This is a genomic window from Paenibacillus sp. FSL R10-2734 (assembly GCF_037963865.1).
Taxonomy (GTDB): Bacteria; Bacillota; Bacilli; order Paenibacillales; family Paenibacillaceae; genus Paenibacillus_AQ.
In genome coordinates this window covers 6,571,979-6,587,521 of record NZ_CP150170.1, presented here as the reverse complement: position 1 = coordinate 6,587,521, position 15,543 = coordinate 6,571,979, and the positions used below count along the sequence as shown (strand labels likewise).

The window sequence follows — 15,543 nt, the reverse complement described above, 5'->3', positions numbered from 1 at the left end:
GGGTAGGGAGAAAAAACTAAGGAGAGTGCCGGCGATGTTAGTACTTAGATATACTCAGAAATTATTAAAAGATATGAAAGTAGCTCCAGTCGCAGTGGAAGAGGTCTCCACATTTTTCAGTTGGCATGTGAATATTATGCAGCTCAGAAAAAAATATATTTTATTTGTTCATGATGCAAGTCGGTTATGTATAGTGTTGGATGGAATAAGAAGCGGACAAGCTGATAAATTGATAGAAAAGTTCAGAACAGAACTTAAGGAGTACTTGCTACAGGAGGGTTTTAAGAAGCAGTTGATCGATCAGTATTTATTGGAGGCAGGAGAAATAATTATATCTAGTACGAACAGTAAAGGTGTTCTTGGAACCATGAATGAAATAACATTCTTCAATACGGTTGACCGCGATTTCGACAGCTTGTACGAGAGGAATAAATGGTTGAACACTATGATACACAAACCCATTGATTATAATAAACCCATTAATGTCTTTAGAGAATCCCTAAGTAGTCGCTATTCATAGTAATGTCAATGATGGATTGTTTGAAGCTTTTATCAGGAATCAGGAATCCTTAGGGGGGAATAAAGTGAAGATCAGAGAAGCGACATCTAGTGATATAGACGGGATCGCTTTCGTCCACACTGAGAGTTGGAAAACCACGTATAAAGGGCTAATAGCAGATGAGTTTCTTGATAAAATCACAGTGGAAGCCAGAAGGAAGCTTTGGATTCGGAATTTTGAAACTCCAAATAAAGACGAGGTTATGTATGTGGCTGAAGATGAGGCTGGGACGATCATTGGTTTTGCAAATGGAGGGGCACGCAGAGATCCAGATCTCTATGATGCAGAGCTATATGCACTTTATTTGCTTAAGGAATATCAAGGAAAAGGTCTAGGAAAGTTGCTCATAAGGAGCGTAGCACAAAATTTAATGGAGAAGAAATATAGCTCGTTCATGACTTGGGTGCTGGTGGGTAATCCGGCGATTGGTTTCTACCACAGCGTCGGGGGAGAGTCTATCTCAAATATAGAAGTTAAGATAGGAAATGAGTTATTAGAAGAAGTGAAAATAGGATGGCAAGACATTCGAGTCATAGGGATTGATTAATGGCTTTGGACGCAAAAAAAGACTCATAAGGAATACAAATCGCATACCCCTTATGAGTCTTATAATTATTTATTTAATGTACGTACGGCTGACCAGAACATCAGCAATAACATCTGTTGGAATGACGAATTCTCGAACGCCCATGTAACCCGGAGCCACATCATATTTGTTAAAGGAAATGACCAGCTGGTACTTATCGTTGATATAGAAATCTTGCTCTTTAGCTATACTTTCAAATTGATAAAAGAGGTCTTCATTCGGTTCATCTGTTGAAATCCAATAGAACATATCCTCATCTGCTTTCATTTGGGCGCGCATCTGTTCTTTAATATTTTCACTTATGATACTGATATATCGATCATCCTTAAATAACATAGGCAGACTTAGCAGGATTTGATTCTTCTTGTCTATCGTATCGTGTTTTACTGTAGTTGACGATGAACCTACGGTATCTACCACGTATCTGCTAATAGCAAATAAGTCATCGTTGTCAGTTTTAACCTCGAACCCGGTATCTACCCCTAAATGACCCTCTCCGGATTGCTTTAAAGATTCCATCTCTGCTTGAAACTCATCATATAGCTTTTTATTTTCTTTAAGATATTTTTCATTCAGAGTCGATTCCAGCTCTTTATTCTCCAGGTTAGTAATGATAGGAACCTTTATGTCTGCATTATAGGTCTGCTCATCCACCTTGTATTCTCTAAAAGTCAGCACTTTTACAATGTTGTCTACGCCAGGTATAGAGGAGAAAGCATTGGCAATGTTAACATTGACATTAATCCCAATTACGAAAAATAGGGCTGCCGCACTAATCCCAGATATCCACTGGTAACTGATTCTTCTTATCTTCCTTTTCTTTAATGCTTTACTTACGACGAAATCCAATTCCTCAGGGATCGGTAGTTTGTTATAATCTTCTTTAATTTTTTTGATTTGGTTATTCATTCTAATTGTTCTCCTTTGAGGATTCTTCCTGCATGGTAACTCTCAATAATTGAAGTGCTTGGTATAGCCTAGTCTTTACTGTATTTACGTTTTCATTTAATATTTCGGCAACTTCCTCAATTTTTAAATCTTCAATATATCTAAGGACGATGACATTTCGATACTTAAGGGGTAAATCATCAAGCGTTCTTTCTAAATCAAAATCTGGATATACGTCTTCCGCACCAGGGATAAAGTAGTCGAGTGCTTCATCATCTATAGGTTGAACTCTCTTATGTTTCCTCAGAAAATCCAGAGAGGTAGTTACTACGATTCTAAACAGCCAACTCTTTACGGATTCTGGATTCTTTAATAACCCTATAGAGGAGAGAGCTTTATAAATGGATTCCTGAACAACATCTAGTGCATCCTCTTTGTTCTTCACATAGCTGTAAGCTAGACGGTATATGTTCTCCTTGTTATCTGTAATACAAAGAGTGAGTAATTTCTCTTTATTCCTCTTAAGCATATTCCTAAAACCCTTCTCTTTTTATATTGCATAGCTTTATCTTGTTAGATTACAATTCTCATTTATTCTCCTTTTGTATGGCTTTAGCTATAAGCGCAGCATAGGATTTAGCACCTTCTCGTTTTAGATGAACGCCATCCTCATAGAAGTATGAAGCCTTTCCTTCGCTTGAGGAATGCCAGTCTACAACCGTAGCATTGGGGAATTCTGCAGCCACTTTCTTAATCAGAGCATTCACGGTATTTTGCCATTTTTTCGGTACACGAGTGTTTACCAATAGGATTTGCTGAACATCTTCAAGCGAAGTAAGTAATTTCCGCAATTGATTGGAGTTAAAAGCTCCGTTCGTGCCTAGATTAATGATCACCCGAGTGCCAAGTTTCCCTTTCGCCCTAAGTTTATCGACGACTTCCTGTGCCTGTGACATCTGTCTGCCGACCTTACCGTCGATCACAATGCCTGGCAGAAGATCTTGTAAATAAGGAGCAGCGTCGAGGATTACGGAATCTCCAATCGCGGTGACACCTTTACCTGCTTCTTGTACTTGAGCTTGAGGTTCTGGTTTCTTTGGTGGATCTAATGGTATTGGTTCTGGCACAGGTGTTGCTACAGGTAAAGGAACCTCCGGTTTGCTTGATGGTTCTGGTGTCTCCTGAGTGACTATTGAATCCTCTTCATCTTGAGGGGGCACTAGTGTGACATTATGTTCATTCTTATCGGGATTAGTAATAGTACCTGTATTCGGATCAGCTGTTATCTTAGTGTCCAAGTTGCTGCTGCAGGATATGGACAATATGATTAACGGGACTGCAATAAAAATGAATAAAGGCCGAATCTTAAAGCGCAGACGAGTACTTAAATTCGCACACCATCTTCCTAACAAACCTTGACGAATGGGTTCTTCGATATATTTCCACGATAATGAAGCTAATAGGAGGCTAACTCCCAGCTGAAAAAGAATCCGGAAACCATCGAACTCACCTGTATCTACTGTAGGATTAGTTAGAATGATGACTGGATAATGCCATATGTAAATGCTATAGGAACGTACGCCAATCCAACGCAAGGGCTTGCAGCCCATGATTTTAGCTAGTCGGCTTGCTGGATGTGCCAGGACAGCTATTACAATCGCGGAGAGGATCGACACGAGAACCAAACCGCCATAATAAAGAAATTGTCCGTACTCATTCGTCCGCCAAATCATAAGGATGAGGGTGAATAGTCCGATTGCTCCACTGAAGTCAAGGATATAGCGAGATCTTCGTGTGATTTTATCGGTCAAATTTTGACTCGGCCAAGCTAGAGCGAGAGCGGCTCCAATCAGTAGAGCAAAAGCTCTAGTATCGGTACCATAATAAACTCGGCTTGGGTCAGCTCCAGGTTGATAGATTAGCGCCATAGCCAGTGCCGAGAGGAATGCCCCTGTAAGACACATCACGATGAGTTTACCTCGCTGAGGTGCAAGACGTAACCCCACAATAATAACCAATGGCCAAATGAAGTAGAACTGTTCCTCAATCGCAAGGGACCACAAATGACCTATAGGAGAAGGGGGACCAAAACTCTCGAAATAAGATACATCGTGAAAAATAAGCCACCAGTTATTGAAGTATAACGTCGAAGATATAAAGTCTCCTTGTAATGCTGCTAATCGTGAACGATCGAACAACAGAAGCCACATAGCAGTAAAAAAAAGCATAACAAACATAGCTGGCAGTAGCCGACGCGCTCGTCTAATCCAGAAATCTTTAAGGTCAAGCCGGAGGTCTTGTTTCCACCTGAGGATGATTTGATCCGTGATCAGATATCCCGACAGAACGAAGAATATTCCGACGCCTATGAGTCCTCCTGGAGCCCAATTGAGGTCCAGATGATAAGCGATAACTGCGATCACTGAGAGTGCGCGAAGTCCGTCTATTCCCGGCATATAACGCCTGCTAGTGGTGGAATTGTCATGATCTAAAGAGTTAGTCGGTTGTGTAACCTTGATTTCTTTCATGGTAGTTCATTCCTTCGTCATGAGTTGTCTTATGTCAGCAAGACGTATGACTAACTTTAAAAAGTTCTCAATTTATATTGGTAAATAAAGGAGTGACCATGAATGGATCAGAAATCATTACACAAAAGTGACCTGTAAATTAAGAAAGGCATTCTAGAACAAGAAATCATTCTGGAATGCCATTAGCCAAACTAGCCGTTCATAACTTCTACACGTAAAATATCGGTGACAAATTTAACCGGAACGTATACCGTATCCTTCTTTAAGATAGGAGCTGTGCCTAAAGAGACAGGTGCCATTTTGGCGAAAAAATAAGAATCTTTATCCACGCTAACATTTGTCCACTGTGCACCTTTCTGTAGCTCAGCTGAGCGTGAAGCTTGATCCCATTTGATTTTATATCCTAAATGATTCGCCACGTCTCGTAATGACACCATTGAAACGCCATTAACATTCTTAAATTTAGCTACTGTGCTTAAATCGAGCTTAGGGTTGTTCGTAAGATTGGTACTGAAACGAAATTCCGGAGTTCCCATGGCGCCTGGAGCGATACTATATTTAGGGAAGAGGATGACAACCTCACCATTTTCAATATAAAAACCTTGTTCGTCGTCGATCCCTTTGAAATCCTCTACAAAATAGTTCTCAGGTTCCTCATTGATCTTAGCAAGGATACCAGCATTCAACTTCTCCTTGAAGTCGTCCCCAAAAAAATCTGACAAGGCAATTCGCTGAGCTTGTTTCGTATTAAATACATTGTATGTATCAACACGAGGCATGCCCGTTCCACCAGTGTCTCCTTGAGTAGTAACGACAAGTGATATCATTCCAGAAGGGTTATCCGTTTTATTTTCCTTTAAGTCATAAATAATATATAGCTCATAAGGGCGATACTCGAAACCAGCCTTTTTAGCCTCAGCGGCATCTTCAGTTGCATCCTTTTCCCAAAGAGCAAGGTCTTTCTGCGCATTAGATAGAATGATACTGTTGATCTCTTCCTGAGCCTTCGTATCCAACATACCTACGATCTGTGGCACTTTAATATTTGTATTCAGGTACTCCGTTGAAGATGTAAGAATGACTTCTTTGATCTGGATCCCGGTGTTATTAATGCTGGAAATCGGTACAGCTGAAATCGGACCATTGATGGCAGGCTTAGTGGTGTTCACTGCATCAGCAAGAGCGGTTCCACTCATAGGTAACATGCCAGCGCATATCCCCGCAACCGTTAATCCGACTACACCAAACTTCAATACGTTAAAAGGACTCTTTTTCATTGTTTGTTCACGCTCCATTTAATTGTTATAAGTGTGCAGTTGCCGCACTTACTAGCAGGACGTATGGAGGGGGGTGAAAAGTTTTGGAGTCGAAATGAACTGCCACACTTTCACGAGGTTGCCACAAGCTTAATCATCGCAGTATCGCTTAGAACGGTTGCGTGTATCATCGTAATACACCCAGAGACAATCGGTTTCCAACCGTAGTTTTAATTAGAACCTCTACATTAAAAAATATAGACCGCACTCCACTGTTCAGTTTACCTGGTGCAGCTGTGGTGCGGCTTTTTGTTTCAATTCCGAAAGCCTCGGGTTAATGGAGACTATCTACCAGCCTATATTTGAAAGGAGAGATTGATGATGGAACCGGGCTATAAAGATAGAAGTGTTGAAGTGGAGCATACGGAGGTACAACGAAAATCGGATTCCAGCGTTGTCGCATCTACCTTTATTAAATACGCAGCTTATATCATCATTTTTTTTGGAGCACTTTTCTTTTTGGTTAGATATGTATTCCCAATGTTCTGATTGGGATTTCAACGAATTCTATACAAAAATCCATCCCCAGTAAGTAGCGGGATGGATTTTTGAATTTCAACGAATCCTATAAATTTCTTTGGATGAAATCCGGTGATTCCGCAGAATTACGATAAAAGAACCAGCACTCGTTCAGCAGCTTGATCTGACGGCGGTCCTTCTTGTAATAAGCTTTCATCAGTTGATGGCAGAGCCACTGTGGCAAAGGGTATCACTCCTCTAACTGCTTACGTAAGTTAGCATATGGAGAAATGAGCCTAAAGGTGACGATTTACAGAATGCTTTCTGCTTCCTCTTCATACCACTGCTCTAATTGAGCTTGCAGCGCCCGAATCTCGGTTAACAGGGAGATCAGCGGATAGTTCTTCTGCTCCTGAACAGAGGCAAAGGCCTGTTCCAATCTATTGATATAGTCCAGGCCAGATTCCAGGGAATAATCCTCACGCAGCAGATCCAGTGAATCACACTCAGCAATGGCTAAGGGCAGATCCGGTACATTATCGGCTGTCAGCTTGTCGATTTCTTTGTTTAGACGTAAATTGAGCGCACTTAGCTGGTACGCATATTCCTCGGGCATTTCCACGAATTGCAATTCTTGATGCTGCTGTAAAATTACATATCGCATTTTCGGCATTGGTCATTCTCCCTCCGTACTTGTCTTCCTTCTTGACAGTTTAGCCTATGCACAAGTTACAATTCAAGTAGAGATCTTAATTCCCGTGGAAAGGACTTGTGAGAGAACGCTATGGAAACGATGACCAACGAAGAGCTGCAGCTGTGGATTGAGCAGGTATCACGGGACAGCTTTGGCGTACCCTTTAGGCACAAGGCGAGCTTTAACAGCCGATTATCTTCAACAGGCGGCCGATATTTTACCAAGAGCCATAATATAGAGATTAATCCCCATCAGCTTGCTATTTTCGGTAGAGAAGAGACAGAGAAGATTATTAAGCATGAGCTCTGCCATTATCATCTGCATTTGGCGAAGCGAGGATATATGCATCGTGACACGGATTTCAAAAGCCTACTGGCACAGGTCGGTGGGAGCCGTTACTGTCAGACATTGCCGGGTGCGAAAGCTCGGAAGTCTCTACCTTATCGGTATAAGCTGATATGTACAGCGTGTGCCATGGAGTATCCGCGCAAGCGAAAAGTAGACCCAAAGCGCTATCGCTGCGGCAAATGCTCGGGCAAGCTGAAGCTGCTGGCGCTGGAAGTCCAGTAAGCAGACAAGGGCGTTATTTTATCACCAAACCCATCAATCCCACAAAGGAAACAGCTTGCTGAGGCGAAATGATACATCCCTCCAAATCTTGTATATCTACGATCAAGCCACTGAACTCGCAGTCACTAAGATCGATCCCGTTTAGCTTAGAGCCTGACAATGTGGCTTGATCAATATTACACTCGCTAAAGCTGACCTTCTGGAAGTTAGATTGGTAGTAATCAGAACTCATTAATGAACTATTTTCAAAAGCAACCTGCTTCAGATTAGCCAATCGAAACGTAGCAAAATCCCCGATGCAATCTACCACGCGAACATTTTGGAATCTACCTCTTGTAAAGTCTGTGCCGATAAGCTTGCAGTTTCTAAATTCGGTTCGATGAATAATGGCATTCGTAAAATCGACATTGGATAGATCGCATCGCTCAAAAACCACATCCATTAGCTCAATACCAGTTAAGGACGACTCGATAATCGTTACATTTTTAAAAATCACTTGATCAAAGCTAACCTTGTTAGCCTCTTGATTATCAATAACCGTATCGCTTATGCTGCAGCGACTGAATTCATCTTTGGATTGCAGTGAGTATATTTGTTCAGGGAGTAGAGCATCTGGATCTGTTATTTTTGGTGAATCCATTTTGAATTTCATAGGTACCTCCATTTGATGAACGCTTGTTTGTAACTAAATTAACTATCTTAGGGTTCAGTCGAATTGTCAATCTTTCAGCAATCCACAGATTTCGGGAGATTCGTACAAATACACCTTTTTCTGGATAAAATCACACATCGCGTTGTAAGCGTTACCAACTTAAGATGGAAGGGAAGTCCATATTAGGTAGAGGGGGCACATTTATGAAACGATTCAGGTCCGCGTTGGCGGGTCTGCTCGCGATGCTGCTGATTTTCTCAAGCTTGCCTGTGATGGGAATCGGTAGCGGTTCCGTAGGAGCAGAAGGGGTTGGAGGAACAGGCGCAGGGCTAATTCCATCAGGGACGGTACTAATCAAGAATAAGTGGAAAAATAATTTTTTATATGAAACGTCTGACGGCATTGTGCGTTATGGAATGACCAATCCAGCGGATGCTTCATCGCATTGGACAGTGGAGACGGTAAATGGTCTGTCACGAATTAAGAATGTGAAGACGAGCCACTACATTACAATGGCTGGTAATAACGGCAAAGAGGATACGCTTAAGGCAGTTGATCTCCAAGGCTCAGGAAGTGTAACGGATCAATGGTTGATCGATACTTCCAATAGAAACGGATACATGATCATCCGAAGTGCGACGGTGCCAGAGAGTAAACTGGTTATCCACGAGGAGAATCAGCTCGGTTATGCGCAAGTAAGCTCGGATATCAATATTACGTTTGAGAGTCCGCAGTGGGCTTTTATCGACCCAAATGCAGCACCAGTACGGCTGGAAAGCCGGATGCGCCCCGGTCAGGTGATGTATGAGGAAAAAGGAAATGTACTTTACGGTAAACAACCTTTGAAGAATGAGGCTGCCCAGTGGTTTCTTGAGCCGGGAACGGACGAAGGAACACTGATGATTCGAAACCGTGAGACGGGTCATTATATTAAGCAAAATGAAGTGACTTGGGCTGGAGTTTTTTCGCAAGAAATCGATCCGGACAAGGTGATGCTAAGTGAATGGGTGAAAGAAGATGCACCAGGCGCGGATGGGGCGGGTTTTATTACCTTAAGTAATAAAGGATTAACCGACGGAGTTAAACCTTTATGGCTGAATCCTCAGTTTGAGGAAGATAACAACGTACGCTCTAACAGCTGGCCGGGTGAAGCAACCAGTCATAATGCCCAATGGAAAATTGTACCTATTTCCGAGTTGCAGCCTGTACGCTTGGCAACTTATACAGATGCACAAGTAGCTACAGATTTCTTGTATGAATCCGCAAACGGCGCGCTTAAGCACGGATTAATTGCTCCAGATGCTGCTGATTCATCCGATTATCTATGGTATATAGAGGATTATGACGGCAATAAACGTATCCGTAATGCAGCAACCGATCATTATGTTTCTTATAGTGAAGGCACAGCCAAGGCCTTACAGATCAACGAAAGTCAGTCATCGGATCAGTGGGATTTTAAAGATTCTGATGATTATGATGACTATCAGACGTTAGAGAATCTCGGGGTCAGAGGTATTTATCTTTCTACCTTAGGTGTGGACAGTGCTGGAGCGAATGGGGATGCGACTTCCTTGAGCGCGCAGTGGCAGCTTTTAGAACCTAACATACCGACTGACGGCACACAGCCTTATTATAGGATTCAGAATGGCTGGAAGTCTTTTTATTGGTATGAGTCTGCTGATGGCCTTTTGAAATATGGAAATATGCAAAAGGATGAATCTGATCAATGGCTCGTGGAGAAATATAACGGCCGTAAGCTGTTCAAGAATAAGAAAACAGGCCACTACGTTAACACGATGAATATGCCAGATGGCCATATCCAGGTCACTGAGCTTCCAGACAGGAATAATGTGGAGCGAGAATATATCTGGACAGGCAAAAATATTGGCGACAACACATACGTAATCAGCAGTGTTCTCGACAAGGAACCTAACAAACGCCCTGAGAAATATATCTCGCTTCAGAATCTCACCAAATATGCCGAGTATGGGGTGATCAATCCAGGCTGGGGCAGCCCACAGTGGCGATTTGTTACCGTTACTGAGAAAAAGCCGGACTTGTTCCGCTTCAAGCTAGACGCTGTAAATGGTGAGGATCAATATCTTAAGGATGGTCCTTTGTTGACTGCTCCAGATGTATTAGAGAAATTGCTAGAATCTAAGACTGTCACTGAAGCTGTCTATGACTCACAGGCCACTGAAGCAGTGGTGCCGCAGGATAAGCCTGAATCTGTAACCGCTGACCAAAATCCTGCAGCTCTAGCTGCTGCGAACGAGGATGTAACAGTAGGTCAGGCTACTTATGGCTCACTTGATATGAATGATGATTCCTTTGTCTGGCAGCTGCAAGAAATTGCTGGTAGCAATGGATCTGTGAAGATTAAAAATAAAGGTACTGGACGTTATCTCTCCCTGGAGCATATAGGTGGTGCAGTAGATGAGATTGAGCCTAATGTAAATGTTCAGACATTGCAAACTGTGTACGATGTATGGGCCAGCATTAAGTGGAAGGTTGATATGCTGCCGTCAGGTGTGACTACCATTATGAGCTCATGGGCAGGTCACTACATTTACGGTGCAGCGGATGATAATGGTAATCCTATTCTACGCATCAGTAAGGCGGCAGGTGCGGCGGATAGAAACAGTGCTCATTATACTGCCGAAACCGTTGAAGCGATTGCGCCGCCGACCCCTACTTACCCGGTAAGATTTAAGAATGCAAGCAGTGGGGAGTATTTATACGAGAATGAGCATGGGGTTGTTCTATACGGACAGCCGTCAGCAGACAATGGATTCTCGCATTGGAATATATCTGTGCAGGATGGTAAACAGACGATTATCAATCGAGCAACAGGTCATTTTTTAACATTGAATGGAGATTATTCATACTTGGAGAGCAGTAGCGCGGAACCGGCTATAGACGGAGCATCCGCTTGGGAAGTAAGCTTGGCCTCCGATTATACGCATTACACCATTCGTAGTCTCTATGGAGAATACGATGATGAATTAATAAACATTGCGAATAAGACAGGATATGCTGAACGTGCGCTCCTACTAGAGAGTGACGGCTTAGCTCAATGGACACTTGAAGCGGCTCCACAGGAGTTTATTACTCCGTCTGGAGAACTGCGCAATAACAATACAACAACTCCAGTTCAGAATGATACCAACATTATAACGATCGTGCCTAAAGGTCTGACTGGCAAAGTATTGGCTGAACAAGAAGGGGCACTCGTATATGCAGAAGCTTCCGACAAGGAGGCTCACTCCCAATGGATCGTACAGGATGTAAATGGACGTAAACGCATTATGAACGTTCAGACGAAGCAATATCTTTCTTTAAATGAAACAGATCAAGCCGTCTTGTTAGCTTCTGGCGAAACAGAACGTTCCCAGTGGACGCTGGAAGAGAAGTTAGGCTACAATCTCACGACGCATCAGCTGTTCAACTTGGTTCTGCTGTGGGGACCGATAGCATACTTTGGAGCTTCTTGCCTATCCCTACAGATGCAATTTATTCAGGAGGAGAAGCATTCCAAGGGGATCATGTTATACGTTTTGCAGTCAATGCCCAGCAAGCTGGTGAATATGATGCCGTTGTTCGTTACAAGAATACTTCCAGTGATGTTACGGATCTGTTGCTTGAGGTGAACGGCCTGAAGGAAGCGGCTAAAGTTAACGTGGTCGAGACTTCCTCTTGGAAGACTATGCAGGTGAAGTTGAAGCTACGTGCAGGGATCAATACGGTTTCTCTAAGCAACGACAACATCGATTGGGGTAAAGTAACTATTGATAGGCTGACAGTAAAAAATAGCGTGAATAAAGTTTACCGTGGAGCAACAGTTCCTTACATCAGCTATGAAGCTGAGGATGCAGTGACTAACGGAACACTAATCGGTCCTTCGCGAAAATATCGTACTATGGCTTCCGAGGCTTCTGGACGACAAGCTGTCGCCTTGAAGAATACTGGGGACTATATAGAGTTCAAGCTTGCAGAAGCAGCTAATTCTATTGTTCTTCGCTATTCCATTCCGGACAGTCCAGATGGTGCTGGTGCTGAAGAAACCTTGACTCTATATGTAGATGGAGTTAAGAAACAGCTTAATCTGACTTCGAAATACGCTTGGGAATATGGCAGCTACCCATGGTCTAATGATCCTCGTCAAGGTAGTGGACATCGCTTCTTTGATGAGATTCATGCTCTGATTGGTGATGCTCCTGCTGGAGCAACCATTCGCTTAGAGAAGGGGACAGGAGACAATGCAGCTTCTTACGTCATCGACTTAATGGATATGGAGCAGGTCGCTCCTGAGCTGACTCGCCCTGAAGGATTTATTTCCGTAACGGATTTTGGAGCGGTAGCGAATGATGAAGGCGACGATACCACAGCCTTTAAGGCAGCGCTTGAGGAAGCGAATGCTACGGGTAAAGGTGTTTGGTTCCCAGCAGGTGCCTTTAATGTCGGAGATGGTCTACTCGATTTGAATACCGCTGAAATACGTGGTGCTGGCATGTGGTATACCGTTCTTAATGGAGCCAAATTCTACGGCCACGGCGGCAAGATTGGTGTATACGATCTATTGATTGAAGGCGGTATTAATGTACGGGATGATGAGGGGGTCACGAATGCGTTCCATGGTGCTTTCGGCCAAGGCTCAGTCATTCAAAACGTATGGATTGAACATACCAAAGCAGGCTTGTGGTTAACACAACCTATTGGTGAGAAGGCTCGCACGAATGGTCTGTATATGGCAGGTCTACGAATCCGTAACCTAATGGCGGATGGAATTAACTTTGCCGTAGGTACCGGCAACAGCATGATGGAACAAAGTGACATCCGCTATCCAGGGGATGATGGTATTGCGATGTGGTCGTTCACAGATGCCAAATTGAATGATGTGAATGGAACAGAACGGACACTGAGCTATAACAATACGGCGCGTTTTAATAACGTCTCACTACCATGGTTGGCTGATAACATTGTGGTCTTCGGTGGTAAAGATAACAAAGTTCAAGATAACGTGGTAAAGGACACTGTAACTAACGGAGCTGGGATCGCTGTATCTACCCGTTTCTCCGCAGAGCCGTTCCAAGGAACGACTATCGTTGAGCGGAATACATTGCTTCGCACAGGTAGTTATGATTCGGGTTACGGAGTGAATCTCGGTGCGTTATGGCTGTACGCTGGTGAGAGTGACCTAAAAGGAAAAGTGCTCATCCGTAACAATACGGCGCTCGATAGCACCTATTCTGGTCTGATTGCCCACGGTAATCTGGTGGGAAATGCCCTCACGACTATTGATGGAGTTGTTCTGACGAATAATGTATTTGACGGGGCAGGTACGAGTGGCATAGAAGTTACCAAAAATCTAAAAGGTAATCTGCTCGTCGACAACTTGATTATTCGTGGTGAACGAATGAACCTCCTGACCAATGCGTCTCCTGAATTTAGCATCTTCGAACAGAACCAAGGAGTAGCGACGGCAATTAAGTCCTTCTCCATTAAGCTGGCAGATGGACAGAGCGGACCTGTTGTACTGGAGCAAGGAAAGTCAGAAACCCTTCAGGTATTGGACAAAGAAGGGGTGGATATTACTGCACAAGCTACCCTTAACGTTATGAGCAGTGACATTGCTACATTTACAAACGACAGTCTTAATGGAGTTAAAGCGGGAAGCACAGACTTCACGGTAACTGTTGGCAACGATAAAAGAGTGTATACGCTTGAGGTGGTAGTACCTGATGGCGGGACAGATCCTGTGGACCCAACGAGCACACCAAGTCCAACGAGTACACCTGGTCCAACAAGTACTCCAGGTCCAATAGACCCGACTGGTCCAACGAGTACTCCAGGTCCAACGAACCCGACGAGTTCACCTGATCCATCAGGGCCAGTAAACCCTGTTGCACCTGTCGCTACACCTACACCAGCTGCGAATAATGATGCGCAGCTAAAAGCTAAGGCGACTGCTGGGCAAGCTCTTATCGAGATCTCAGCTAACGGAGATGGTATAGCTCGCTTTAGCGCAGAAGCATTACGCAATGCGGCAGCACTTAGCCCAAATGCGGTGCTTGTCATTGGAAGTGGCGATATGAGCTATCGCTTCCCGTTAGGGCTCGTGGAGAGCGTGCTGAAAGCTGCACAAATGCCAGCAGGCACTCTAGAGTTCCAACTAAGTCCGCTAAGCGGAACAGGATTGGAACAACTGCTTGCCAAGGCTAAGCAGCAAGGATTTATTGTGCAAGGAACACCGGCGAATATTACCTTAAAGGTCACAGATGGTAAAACCACTGTACCTGCTAATGGGTTTGGCACTACGTATGTAGATCGTACATTTTTGATAGCGGGAGCACTGGTTGCAAAGACGGGGGTTGTCCTTATTTACGATGAGCAGATGGGTTCCTTCCGTTATGTACCTGCATTGTTCGAGCTCGTAGGTGGGATGACCAAGGTTACTGTTAAGAGCAGCAGTGCTAGCAGTATATTCGTCGTTGCACAACACCCTGTGACATTCGGGGATATTTCTACACATTGGGCGAAGAATGAGATTGAGATGCTTGCTAGTCGACTGATCTTGACCGGACAATCCACAGATAACTTTGCGCCTCAGAAATCTGTCAGTCGTGCTGAGTTCGCAGCTATGCTAATTCGCTCTTTAGGCCTAACCGCTGAGAACACAACAAAGACCTTCAGTGATGTGTCCGATTTATCTTGGTATGCGGCGGATGCCAGAGCCGCAGCGGCCTTAGGGCTGGTTCAAGGCTATGAGGATGGAACCTTCCGTCCGAATGCTCCTATTACACGGGAGCAAATGGCTGTTATGGCAGCTAGAGCATTGAAGATTTTGAACCTTGGAGCTGGGGAATCTGGAGCTACCCTTGAGACAAATGCATTTACAGATTCATCTGCCATTTCTTCTTGGGCCAAAGCGGCTGTGAATGTCTTAACAGCAAAAGGAATCATGAAAGGTCAATCGGCAGATAGCTTTGCGCCTGGCAATGATACTAGCCGTGCAGAAGCAGCTGTGATCCTAACAAGATTGCTTAAAGCAGCTGGATTATTGAATTAATTTTCGCAGAAGAAGTTACAACCTTTTATACGCAACAAAGCAGCGATTCTCCAGTAATTGGAGAATCGCTGCTTTGCGTTTTTGGACGGTGACTGCCTGCCAAAAGCAATTATAATCAGACGGAAGCTGGTCGACGTTCATAACGAGTTTCAACTAGACTCCACTAACAACTAGACTCTTTAACACGAACAACTAAACTCCGTTAACACGAACAACTATAGC

The 15,543-nt window shown here is 43.7% G+C and carries 13 protein-coding genes and 1 pseudogene; 6 read left to right on the top strand and 8 right to left on the bottom strand.

Translation table 11 applies throughout. The features are described 5' to 3' along the window. The first annotated feature begins 34 nt into the window (after nt 1-34). Entirely contained in the window at nt 35-520 is a 486-nt protein-coding gene (locus NSS67_RS28600; RefSeq protein ID WP_339317143.1) for a hypothetical protein, read from the top strand. A 64-nt stretch (nt 521-584) separates the two neighbouring features. After that, on the top strand, nt 585-1,106 hold the full coding sequence (locus NSS67_RS28595) for a GNAT family N-acetyltransferase (protein ID WP_339317142.1): 522 nt from the start codon (nt 585-587) through the stop codon (nt 1,104-1,106). 69 nt (nt 1,107-1,175) lie between these two features. On the opposite strand, the gene NSS67_RS28590 is transcribed toward NSS67_RS28595, so the two are convergent. From NSS67_RS28590 to NSS67_RS28570, 5 genes and pseudogenes are all read right to left on the bottom strand, one after another. Beyond that, entirely contained in the window at nt 1,176-2,054 is an 879-nt protein-coding gene (locus NSS67_RS28590) for a DUF3298 domain-containing protein (protein WP_339317141.1), read from the bottom strand. A 1-nt stretch (nt 2,055) separates the two neighbouring features. Further along, a complete protein-coding gene (locus NSS67_RS28585) occupies nt 2,056-2,562 on the bottom strand; it encodes a sigma-70 family RNA polymerase sigma factor (protein WP_339317139.1) in 507 nt (168 codons plus the stop codon). A gap of 58 nt (nt 2,563-2,620) precedes the next feature. Further along, nucleotides 2,621-4,561: an acyltransferase family protein gene (locus NSS67_RS28580; RefSeq protein WP_339317138.1), complete on the bottom strand. Its 1,941-nt coding sequence runs from the start codon at nt 4,559-4,561 to the stop codon at nt 2,621-2,623. Between the two features lie 191 nt (nt 4,562-4,752). After that, nucleotides 4,753-5,856 carry a stalk domain-containing protein gene (locus NSS67_RS28575; protein ID WP_339317137.1) on the bottom strand — a complete coding sequence of 368 codons (1,104 nt, stop codon included), beginning with the start codon at nt 5,854-5,856 and terminating at the stop codon, nt 4,753-4,755. A 111-nt stretch (nt 5,857-5,967) separates the two neighbouring features. Continuing rightward, a pseudogene (locus NSS67_RS28570) lies at nt 5,968-6,030 on the bottom strand (CGNR zinc finger domain-containing protein); the annotation flags it as partial. 165 nt (nt 6,031-6,195) lie between these two features. Between NSS67_RS28570 and NSS67_RS28565 the strand changes: the two are divergent. Next, nucleotides 6,196-6,366, top strand: a complete 171-nt coding sequence (locus NSS67_RS28565) for a hypothetical protein (RefSeq protein ID WP_156113060.1) — start codon at nt 6,196-6,198, stop codon at nt 6,364-6,366. Between the two features lie 76 nt (nt 6,367-6,442). On the opposite strand, the gene cmpA is transcribed toward NSS67_RS28565, so the two are convergent. Next, complete coding sequence (gene cmpA, locus NSS67_RS28560; protein WP_234531500.1) at nt 6,443-6,580, bottom strand: cortex morphogenetic protein CmpA; 138 nt, start codon at nt 6,578-6,580, stop codon at nt 6,443-6,445. Between the two features lie 66 nt (nt 6,581-6,646). Then, nucleotides 6,647-7,009, bottom strand: coding sequence for a hypothetical protein (locus tag NSS67_RS28555; protein ID WP_042124766.1), 363 nt, complete (start codon nt 7,007-7,009; stop codon nt 6,647-6,649). Between the two features lie 120 nt (nt 7,010-7,129). Between NSS67_RS28555 and NSS67_RS28550 the strand changes: the two genes are divergently transcribed. After that, nucleotides 7,130-7,600, top strand: a complete 471-nt coding sequence (locus NSS67_RS28550) for a SprT family protein (protein ID WP_339320726.1) — start codon at nt 7,130-7,132, stop codon at nt 7,598-7,600. A gap of 13 nt (nt 7,601-7,613) precedes the next feature. Here the strand turns inward: NSS67_RS28550 and NSS67_RS28545 are convergent, their stop codons facing one another. Continuing rightward, nucleotides 7,614-8,252: a pentapeptide repeat-containing protein gene (locus NSS67_RS28545; RefSeq protein ID WP_339317136.1), complete on the bottom strand. Its 639-nt coding sequence runs from the start codon at nt 8,250-8,252 to the stop codon at nt 7,614-7,616. Nucleotides 8,253-8,455: 203 nt separating this feature from the next. On the opposite strand from NSS67_RS28545, the gene NSS67_RS28540 reads away from it, so the two are divergent. Further along, nucleotides 8,456-11,902 carry a hypothetical protein gene (locus NSS67_RS28540; protein ID WP_339317135.1) on the top strand — a complete coding sequence of 1,149 codons (3,447 nt, stop codon included), beginning with the start codon at nt 8,456-8,458 and terminating at the stop codon, nt 11,900-11,902. Then, on the top strand, nt 11,803-15,321 hold the full coding sequence (locus NSS67_RS28535) for an S-layer homology domain-containing protein (protein ID WP_339320725.1): 3,519 nt from the start codon (nt 11,803-11,805) through the stop codon (nt 15,319-15,321). The genes NSS67_RS28540 and NSS67_RS28535 overlap by 100 nt, the downstream gene beginning before the upstream one ends. Nucleotides 15,322-15,543: the final 222 nt, after the last annotated feature.